The sequence below is a fragment of the Anabaena subtropica FACHB-260 genome (assembly GCF_014697105.1).
Taxonomy (GTDB): domain Bacteria; phylum Cyanobacteriota; class Cyanobacteriia; order Cyanobacteriales; family Nostocaceae; genus Trichormus; species Trichormus subtropicus.
On the sequence record NZ_JACJRF010000011.1, the window covers coordinates 134,169 to 144,424 of the forward strand.

8 protein-coding genes are annotated in these 10,256 nt (G+C 39.0%); 4 read left to right on the forward strand and 4 right to left on the reverse strand.

Annotated features, from left to right (window positions below):
• Positions 1-858: 858 nt before the first annotated feature.
• Together H6G18_RS09170 and H6G18_RS09175 are read left to right on the forward strand one after the other, a co-directional pair.
• Positions 859-1,575 (forward strand): SDR family oxidoreductase, encoded by a 717-nt coding sequence (locus tag H6G18_RS09170; RefSeq protein WP_313954429.1) that lies wholly within the window; start codon positions 859-861, stop codon positions 1,573-1,575.
• A gap of 56 nt (positions 1,576-1,631) precedes the next feature.
• Positions 1,632-2,381, forward strand: coding sequence for an SDR family oxidoreductase (locus H6G18_RS09175; protein WP_190406783.1), 750 nt, complete (start codon positions 1,632-1,634; stop codon positions 2,379-2,381).
• Positions 2,382-2,836: 455 nt separating this feature from the next.
• On the opposite strand, the gene H6G18_RS09180 is transcribed toward H6G18_RS09175, so the two are convergent.
• The 4 genes from H6G18_RS09180 to H6G18_RS09195 form a co-directional block, all read right to left on the reverse strand.
• Positions 2,837-3,307: an ankyrin repeat domain-containing protein gene (locus tag H6G18_RS09180; RefSeq protein WP_190406784.1), complete on the reverse strand. Its 471-nt coding sequence runs from the start codon at positions 3,305-3,307 to the stop codon at positions 2,837-2,839.
• A gap of 862 nt (positions 3,308-4,169) precedes the next feature.
• Entirely contained in the window at positions 4,170-5,717 is a 1,548-nt protein-coding gene (locus tag H6G18_RS09185; protein WP_190406785.1) for a catalase, read from the reverse strand.
• 61 nt (positions 5,718-5,778) lie between these two features.
• The gene (locus tag H6G18_RS09190; RefSeq protein ID WP_242040242.1) at positions 5,779-6,366 is read right to left on the reverse strand and encodes a helix-turn-helix domain-containing protein; all 588 of its coding nucleotides are present in this window, start codon (positions 6,364-6,366) and stop codon (positions 5,779-5,781) included.
• Positions 6,367-6,602: 236 nt separating this feature from the next.
• Positions 6,603-7,202: a hypothetical protein gene (locus H6G18_RS09195; RefSeq protein WP_190406786.1), complete on the reverse strand. Its 600-nt coding sequence runs from the start codon at positions 7,200-7,202 to the stop codon at positions 6,603-6,605.
• 1,696 nt (positions 7,203-8,898) lie between these two features.
• Between H6G18_RS09195 and H6G18_RS09200 the strand changes: the two genes are divergently transcribed.
• Positions 8,899-9,774 carry a hypothetical protein gene (locus H6G18_RS09200; protein ID WP_190406787.1) on the forward strand — a complete coding sequence of 292 codons (876 nt, stop codon included), beginning with the start codon at positions 8,899-8,901 and terminating at the stop codon, positions 9,772-9,774.
• A 61-nt stretch (positions 9,775-9,835) separates the two neighbouring features.
• Positions 9,836-10,132, forward strand: coding sequence for a hypothetical protein (locus tag H6G18_RS09205; RefSeq protein WP_190406788.1), 297 nt, complete (start codon positions 9,836-9,838; stop codon positions 10,130-10,132).
• The last annotated feature ends 124 nt before the right edge of the window (positions 10,133-10,256 follow it).

A 10,256-nucleotide genomic window follows, 5' to 3' on the forward strand; every position in this document is an offset into this window, starting at 1 on the left:
CGATCATTCCATTAAATATTTACAGTAAGTTATCAAGACTGCTTGGGGCAAAAGCAAAAAGATAAAGCTTCTCTTTTTGACTTTAAATTTTGCCTTAGAAAACTTTTTACACAGTGTGAAAACTCAACAACATTCCAGAGTGTAGAGAACACAAAACAGGACTACAAGGGTTAAAATTTTGGAGGAAGTTCGGATTATTTAGGTTCTCATGATTATAGAGCCATGACTGAAGATAGCAATTTTTATACCAGGGCGATCGCATAGTTATACAGGTTAAAAAACAGCACAACTAAAAGAAATCAAACTTCCTCCCAAACTTCAACCCTTGCATTTGTCTTTTGTATTTTACTAAAGTAGAGAAATTCTAGGGTATAACTCACCAATTCTTTTTTACTTAAGTCATATCAATTGCTTAATACACCCTGACTGTGTTAGCGATCGCGCTGCATTCCCTAAGTCAGATTACTGAAGTATAGCCTATTGGCTATAACGGAATCATCATAAGCGTTCCAATTTTTAACTTTGTACTGGGCTTTTGTCTTCATCTTTGGGCTAGGTGGCGAGCGAACATAGGCGATAGGTAAAATTTACCATTTTGCCTATTCACGCAACAACGCTTTGAATTAAGTCTGGTTGAAAAGCTAGCTTGGCAGACAGTACAACCGAAAAAATGCAAACTTCTTCCTAAAATTTGGCCATTGCAGTTTTATTTTTTACTAATTACGCTTGATCTTACTTTGACACACCGGCGAAACAACTAACTAACCACACTTTTTCCACTATTAATCCAGGTATTAGGGAGAAAACACTAGAACAGCTGAAGTCACATGTTGAATGACAGATTCAAAGGAGAAATGCGTGGATTTACAAAATAAAGTTGTTATTATCACTGGAGCTAGTGGTGGGATTGGCGAGGCTGTTGCCAAGGAGTTAGATGCAGCAGGTATGAGTCTAGTACTCACAGGGCGATCACAAGATAAACTTGAACGGTTAGCCTCTAAGCTAAAAAACGCCAAAGTCTTTCCTGGTGAGATCACAAACCCTGAATTGCCCCAAAAATTGGTAGATTTTGCTATCCAAACGTTTGGTCAACTTGACGTAGTTTTCAACAATGCAGGCGTAATGACTGTAGGGCCGATTGAAAGTGTTGATATCGAAGAAATCTGCCAGATGGTTCGAGTCAATGTGGAATCTGCTTATAGAATAGCTTACACAGCATTAAGACACTTTAAGCAATCCGGCAGTGGGTTTTTAATCAATACTTCAAGTATTGCTGGTCTAAAAACAGCACCACAATTAGCTGCTTACTGCGGTACTAAATCTGCAATTGAGGCCTTTACAGATTCCCTGCGTGTAGAACTTGCAGGAACCGACATTCGTGTATCAAGCATTGCTCCAGGTACTGTTGATACAGGCTTATATGAGAAGTGGGGTGAGGAACAAAAGGATTTCATCTATTCCGGAGGTGTACTGCAATCGGCAGACATCGCCCGTTGCGTTCGTTTCATCTTAGAACAGCCAGGTAACGTTCTGATTCCCAGGCTCTTGGTAGTTCCAGCTGCTGAACCAGTATAAAACTATGATGAGTAAGTTTTAATTTACACTCTCAAAAAGGATACAAAGGATATATCATGAGTACAGAAAAAAGTGTCGCAGTCATTACAGGAAGTTACAAAGGTCTTGGTTTTGAGATTGCTAAAAAATTGGCAAAGTTTGACAATATTCAAGTGATTATAACTGGCCGAGACAAAGAAAAAGGATTGGAAGCTCGCGAAAAATTGGCTTTGCAAGGTCTAGAAGTAGACTATCTACCTCTTGATGTCACTGATGAAAAAAGTGTCGAAGATTTTGTAGCTGAAATACGCAAACAGTATGGGCGAGTAGATATCTTAGTCAATAATGCAGGAGTAAACCCTGCAAGAGAACCTGAAGAAAGCAGTCTTCTTACTGCTAAATTAGATACTGTTCTCTCGACATTTACAGTCAATACGATTGGTCCTTTACGTGTGTCTCAAGCACTAATTCCCCTAATGAAGGAGCGTAATTATGGACGTATTGTTAATGTATCCACTGAAATGGCATCTTTGAATTTGATCAGTAATGATTTTTATCCCCTTGCTCCCTCATATCGATTATCAAAAATTGGTTTAAATGGATTGGCTTCTCTATTGGCAAAGGAGTTAAAAGGCACTAATATTTTAGTCAATAACTATTCTCCTGGATGGATGAAAACTGATATTGGAGGAGCAAATGCGCCCCTGACAGCAGAAGAAGGTGCAGAAACAGCTGTTTATTTAGCTACATTGCCAGATGGTGGTTCTCAAGGGGGCTTTTTTGCAGAGATGAGAAAGTTTGGCGGGCCATTTCCTTTACCTTGGTAAACGTGTACTTCAGTTTGATGTTAGTCAATAGCAGGTAATATCAAATCCGAATGAACACTTATAACTAAGACTAATGGCAAAAGTTTTGATGATAAGTAATCAGGTAGAGATGATATTCAATGTTAGAATGGCAATAGTATCCTGAAGTTTGTCTATGTGCAAAAAAGCCTGTCAAATCAGGCTTTTTTCGCACTAGAAATACGCCAAATAAAATCTCAGCTTACAGTTACTTCAAGGATTAAAATTTTTCTCTTCTACAGCAAAGAATAAAATATCTTAAACATTTAATCAATAGACCTGCCTTATTATCAAGGTAGGTCTATTATTTTTAACTTTTTTTAAGTAGTAAACGTAGCGTCCCACAGGGGAGAAAGCTAGAAACCACAAGGTTTAGAAGTGTGTATCTGTCGCATTCTTTTTTAAAATTGGTACAAGAATCAAGCAGTGTTAGCTTCCTAGCTAGAAAGCATGGCAACAATCTCTTTACGCCCACTTTTTTTGGCAATATCTAAAGGAGTGTCTCCGTCATTACTTTTAATGTCTAAGCGCGCACCTGCTTTTATTAGAAGCCTAACTCCTTCAATATTGTTTTGCCAAACTGCATCGTGTAGGGGCGTATATCCATTATAAGGGCCCTGAGCATCTATATTAATCCCATAGTCAATCAGAATTTTCATGACCTCTGGATGTCTCAAATAGGCAGAGGCGTGGAGTGCAGTGGCCTTCATATTTGAGTCAACTACATGAATATCAGCACCAGCGTCAAGGAGTAGTTTTACCATTTCGGATTGACCGTTAGCAGAACTAACGAGCAAGAGACTATTTCCATTACTGTCTGTTTGGTTAACATTTACGCCAGTTTCAATTAATTTTTTAGCATCTTTAAGGTTGTTATGAATTACCGCATCAACTAAATTATTACTCATGTTAGTAGGGTTAAGGGTTTAAAGATTATTTTTCCAGAAATGTAAAGCGTAGGAAATAAAGCGATATATTAAAACAACCGAATTCACATATATTTATGATTAGAATGCGGTTGTTTTAATATATGAAATAGCCACAATTTATATCTAAATTTGATTTATAAAAAACCACTTGAGATAGATATAAATAACTTTAATTAGCAAACATTTTTGTAGTAATGCTCAATTTTAATTTTGTAAATTTGTACTCTTTGAGCTACGCTTGTTATTGTTGAAAGAACTATGAAAAGAAATACCTAAATGTGACTGAATTATTTCTTTTCTTTCCAATTTTATAAAATTAACTAAGCTTTCAGCTTTTTCTTGAGTGGAATTTTCTAATTTCAGTAAAGGTACTTCCAGCCAGCAGCTTCGGCAGAACCAGTACACCTGGTTATTACTAATGTGTTGTAGAATTGGATGGGAGCAGCAAGGACAATTTTTCATATGATTTGCTGGTTGAAAGTTAACTTTTTATTCCTGATTAAGGATTGCTCTCAAGCTTTAGTGAGTTATGGATTTTCAAAAAAATCCATAGACTTATTACAGAAGTTGGAGGAAGGATAAAGATTCAAGATTTAAGAAAAATCCAGTCTCATTAACCAATTTTTTATTATCCTTACCCTAAATCTGGCAAAATTCTTTTTTGCCAGATTCTCATAACGAATGACTAGTTTTCGGGTGTAAGTGTGAGGGAGTAAGAGTATCAGAGAAAACTGAAAAATCAACTAATTTCCCTAAATGCTTACATCCCAAAATCTCTACATATCGAAGATTTTACTGTTTCTTCATAACATTCACGTGTAAGTTATGAAAACTTTTATTGCTAGTACTTAGCACGGACGCTCAGATCAGCCTGTTCATTTTGTTTTTTGTCTTCCTGATTAGTGTTTTGTTTTAGTTCAATTAACTTGTTTTGGAGTAATTCTTCAATATCGATACCGAGACCTAGAGCAACACGATTGCCATATTCTACGTCTGCATTATAGAAATGAGGAATTTGTCGCATTTGAAATTCCCGTTTTGCAGACTTTAAGCTATCAACCAAATTCTCCACTAGACGGGCTTTCTCCTCTTCTTTCATCAGCCGATAGAGGTCTCCTGCCTGAATAAAATCATCATTATTGTGTTCTAATGCTGTTCGGTCTGCATCACCTGAAAGACTATAGGGTAGTTCTTTATATAGTGGCACTTCTTTTGGTCCACCAAAACTATTAGGTTCATAGTTGACGCTACTACTACCGTTGTTATCAAAGCGCATAACACCATCCCTCTGATAATTCATGGCTTTTCGTACATGAGGACAGTTGATGGGTAGTAGCCCGTAATTACCTCCTAGACGATAGCGATGGGCATCTGCATAGGCAAACAAACGCCCCTGTAGCATCTTGTCTGGTGAAAAGTCAATTCCTGGAACAACGTTAGCAGGAGAGAAAGCAACTTGTTCTACTTCCGCAAAGTGGTTATCAGGATTTCGATTAAGAACTAAACGGCCAATGGGAATAAGGGGATAGTCTTTACGCGACCACACTTTGGTAATATCAAAGGGATTAAAGTCGTAAGAGCTAGCATCTTCAAGCGTCATAATTTGGACATAAACTTTCCAAGCGGCTTGTTCATTCTTAGCGATCGCTTCAAACAGTTCTCGCGTTGTGTAGTCTGGATCAACTCCTGCCAGTTGAATAGCTTCTTCTCTAGTAAAATTCTGAATGCCTTGTTCAGTTTTAAAGTGATACTTGATCCAAACAGCTTGACCTTGGGCATTAATCCATTTAAAAGTGTGGCTACCGTAGCCATTCATATGCCGATAGGATTTCGGAGTACCTCTATCTGAATACAGAATTGTCACCTGATGGGTAGATTCTGGTGTGAGGGAGAGGAAATCCCAAACCATGTTTGGATCTTTGCAATTAGTCTGGGGATTACGCTTTTGGCTATGGATAAAATCTGGAAACTTTATCGGATCACGCACGAAGAAGATAGGCGTATTGTTACCAACAAGATCATAGTTACCTTCTTCAGTGTAAAATTTCACGGCAAACCCTCTAGGGTCGCGCACGGTGTCTGCGGAGCCTTTCTCCCCAGCAACAGTTGAAAAACGCACGAAAACGGGCGTTTGCTTGCCTACTCTGTCCAAAAACTTTGCCTTTGTCCACTGGGTAACGTTATTAGTTACTTCGAAATAGCCATGAGCGGCTGCACCCTTAGCATGAACGACTCGTTCCGGAATTCGCTCCCGATTGAAGTGGGCGAGTTTTTCAATCAGGTGAAAGTCTTGCAACAAAATTGGGCCATTACTTCCAGCTGTCAAGGAATTTTGATTATCACTAATCGGTATTCCAAAGCTTGTAGTTAAGTCGTTATTTTCTGTCATGTTTACCACACAAAATGTACAAAAACATCTAGATTAGTCCTATGCAAATTCAAAAATAATTTCAGCACAATTCGCAAGTCGATACTAAGGTAATTTGTATCGAACCATTATCTATTTTTGCAACAGAACCATTTTCGCTTTTCAACATAAGCACTTCATCAGCCAGGGTATTCTTATTAAAAATCGCAGCAATCTCTTGGATACAAGTCTGCAATCGTTGAGCTTCTGCAAAAGTCACAGTTGTAGTTGTGGGTTCCTGGTTAATGAACTCACTTGAGTTTGCCTTTTGTGGGACTCTTTCCCAACGTGGGATGTTCTTACTCCGATGTGACTTACGCCATGTTTGAGGGGTTGTATTGTGGAACCGGAGAAACTGGCGACCGAAATGGCGTCTATCCAGATAGCCTACAGCTTCAGCAATCTGCTCTACCGAATGGTCTGTTTCGAGAAGTAAACGGCGTGCTTCTACCATGCGGCGCTCAACAATCCAACAAAGTACGGTTTTTCCAGTCTCTCTCCGGACAAGGTCTGTGAGGTAGGCAGGAGAACGACTGACTGCTTCAGCCACCTCTCGAAGACTAATTGAATTATGATAATTAGTCTCAATAAACCGAAAAACATGGCTTAACAAAGGTTGGGACTGAAGCAAGAACTTTTCAAAACTGGTCAGTATTGCCGTATTAATAGCAATGTTAACGTTATAAGAGTCAATGCCATTTAATAAGTAATTAGAATCCATCACTTTAGCTTCATTCATTGTATTAAATAGACTTAGGTTTCATGTCAGTTTTTGGGAACTAGATTAGAGTCTAAATATTCTCCTTTTAAATCACTCGTCAGTTAATATTTACAAACAAATTCACTTACTGCCACAATTTTTTTGATTTATTGATCACTCTTCACCGATAGGTGATTTGGTAAACGTCTGATCCAATATAACAACTCATCAGAAACATAAATATTGCGAAATAAGTTAATTTGTTGGGATTTTAAGTAACACCCACCTTTATGCCCACGTCGAAGTAAAGTCTCATTTCCCTCAGCGATGATTTCGTTTGCTTCACCTTCAAAACAACTCCATTCAGAGTAGACTACTTCGTTATTGAACATAACAATCGGCCAAGCTATTGTTACATTTGGTTGAGCAATTATTGCCCACCAATTTACTTCTTCATTTATTACCGTAGTCCTGCCATAAAAAGGTTTTTTAGCACAAAAATAGACGACATCATCTGTATACTCACTTGCTAAAATATCTCCTCGTCCTTGCCGCAATGCTTCACAGTGAGATGGCCACCAATGTTTATTTTCTTGCTCTACTTGCTCTAAGCTGTATTCTATAGTTATCTCAGGTAAAGTATCATTACGGAGAGAAATATATGTCTCTGCGTCCCTGAGCAGTTTTACTGCTAATTCATTAGAAACTAGCTCCGGCTTAGAGTAATCTACTAACAAATCATTGTAGTAGTTGGTTTGTTTCGTCATTTCAAGCCTTTACAATCTTCAATCAATTGTCTATGTGTCTGCACTTAATCCTGAATGAGCATAACCCTTGTGTCATAAGAGTTTGGCAAATCCATTTTCTGTGCAACCTTAGACAGAATCGATATTAGGATGGGGTTGTTTGCACAACGCTAGTTGTCAAAATGACGACTAAGCAAGGCTGCAAGAAGTTGTTCAACCGATGACTTTGTTACTTTTTCATGCTGCGATCGCATCCCCTTTTTTAGATGCTATTGAAAGGGCTGGTCATAGAAACATCAACATGGGTGAACCAAATTATTAGAAAGTTTTAACTTTTTTCTTGGCTTTGCTATGATATGTAGTCATAGCAATGATATACTTGTATGAAATAGACTAAGATTTTGGTAACTGTGTGCTTCTTACTCAAAATAAATCAAAAAGTAAAAGCGTTCTTGTTCATAGAGTGTACGTGTAGCAGTCACCAAAATTAAAGGGGAAGCCCCCGTCTATCATTCGGGGGTTTCGCCGGGTAAGTTAGTGTTAAGAGTCCATGAGAGTGAGTAATTCTTTCAAGGTCTTTGCGTATAATTGTCTATCTGACGATAGGTTTTAACCAGTTAAGATAGAAAACTTAAGTGGAAAAGTTTGTGTTTTTTAATTGGAGCTTAGGCAAAGTTCCGATGTAAAGGTCTTTTAGCCGATATGAATGTAGATAGTAGGTTTTGCTAACTTTGCTAAAATTTGCATCTTGCACTATGTTCAAGCAAATCGCTATTTTAAGAAAATTGCACGGAAACGATGGGCAAATTTCTGGGAATTGGGTGGTAGACCCCAATTGCGCGCTCGTTATCATGAAATATTGGCCAGGGTAGATTTTAATGAAATTTTGTACCAACCCAAACAACTGTCAGGAATATATTTTCCTGGGTATTGATTGTATCAAGTAATACTAGTTTTGGAATAAAAATCAACGGAAAATAGTCACTACCCAGAGTGATGAGCTACGTCCCATCCGAGACGATGGTTTCCGACTGACAGTCGGTCATAGCAAAATTTTTTGGTCTACAGAGTTTTTATATATATGAGCTATTGAAGACTGAAATCGTGCTAGCGCTTATTTGGCAAGCCTTTTAAACCTGGTAGTACATTTGGAAGGACACCCTTAAATTTGCAGAAAAGAATCTCACGGGAAAAAAGAACTTATCTTTATCTTAAGTTTCTTATCTTGAGTTGCAAAAGTTTTGTAAAGTTAGCAAACTTAATTTCAACAGGCATCTGTCAATCAACTAAATGGATGAGGGTGCATAAGATGAGCAATCAGCAATGATACGAAATTTTTGATTCTTCTATATTGTCTCTGCATAAACTCATATCTTGCTAACCAAGGTGGTGGTCAAAATGCAGGAAGACATAGAAATGCAATAGACATTTAGTCTTTTGCTAAATACCTATTACATTCCTCTTGTATCCTTGCAATATAAGCTGTAATACAGTTCAATCCATTTACTTCACTGGTAATTTTTGGGAATTGTTGCTCAATAACGCCTAAAGTGGCTCCACCTTGTCATATCTGCGTTTTCACTATTCAAGACTATTAGGTGGGAATGCTTGATGTGACTGGGCCTTATAAGTTCTTTAGCTGATTTAGCAACAACTCTATTCTTGCCACAGGTGACTTTCCCCAATTCTATAGCAACCGTACCTGAGGAAACGAACTATGTGTAACGACTTTTTAACTAACACTGAATGGGTACGTATTGCACCTGATAAAGTAGTGGTGGCAACGAGCGATCGCGTTTGGTTGTACCGACCTAATTCTAAGGATAGCAGCGATTTCCTAGCCCAACCGAGAAGCGGTGCTGGCAGTGTAGCTACAACCCAAAAACTTCTTGATACATCTATCGTGCTGGCCAAGCGAGCAGTTTTGTCAAGCCATCACCCCCCTATCTTGAGCAGTACTCGTTGGATTTGGCATTTAGCGGGTCAATATCATCTCACTCACTCCACGCCGCAACTGATGGAGAAAACCGCCCAGATATTTGCTGCTGCTGGTCACGAAAGCTTGTCACAGTGGGCAAAGCAAAAAGCTATTGAAGAATGCGGTCACGACCGACTTGCCCTGCTTGATATTCAATCACTGGGATACAAAGCTGAGGCGGTAGTAGAAGTCTTCGTCCCTCCATCAGCCAAGGTCTTATTAGACTACTTTACTAATAGTGTGCAAACCTCCAATCCACTCAATTGCATAGGTTATTCTTACACGATGGAACGCCTCGCAACCGCGATTGACGAGGAGTACATCCAGGCGGTAGAAGCACTGTTGCCGTCTGGCACGAATGCCACCCGATGTCTGCGTGTACACAGTGGTATCGGCAGTGATATGGATCATGTGGAGGAGACTGTTGAATTAGTGGCAAATCTAACACCAGACGAACGAACTCGTGTTGCTATTGCCTGTTATGAAACCGCACTGTTGTATTTCAGTTCACCCCAGACAAACTATCCATCCGATGAAGAACTCCAGCAGATACTAAGACCCTTAGCTTTGCATCCACATCAACAGGACGAATGCGATCGCCTCGTGCTGAGGTAATCCTGAACCTGACTCAAACGCTTTCAACCCAATCGTCAAAGAAAACCTTGAGGAAAATACCATGAAACCTAACAAAAACATCTCAACCAATCAGAACCAGTCTTCTCCTTTGTTCACGTTTCTAAGTGTTTGTGCGATCGCTGCATCTACACTAGTGATAGAGATCCTGCCACGGTCAAAAAACTATAATTTCTCTCCTACAACCGAGCAGCAGTCTTTGAAGCAAGGGTCTGTTGATCATCCCATTGAGAGCGATCATCAAGACTTAGAGGAGATCGATATCGATAAGGAATGGAAAAGCATTTTAGGCGATAAATCCAAGCAAGAACTTTTAGCCTACGCTCCCCCAGGTGTCTAAATATATTGTGGCTATATCAATACCTTAGCCAAAATAAGAGGATGAAGAGAGAGGGCCGATGTAGTAGAGTTATTGTCTCTCACAACGACAACTCAAAAACCACAATCAGCCCATGCCCGATATC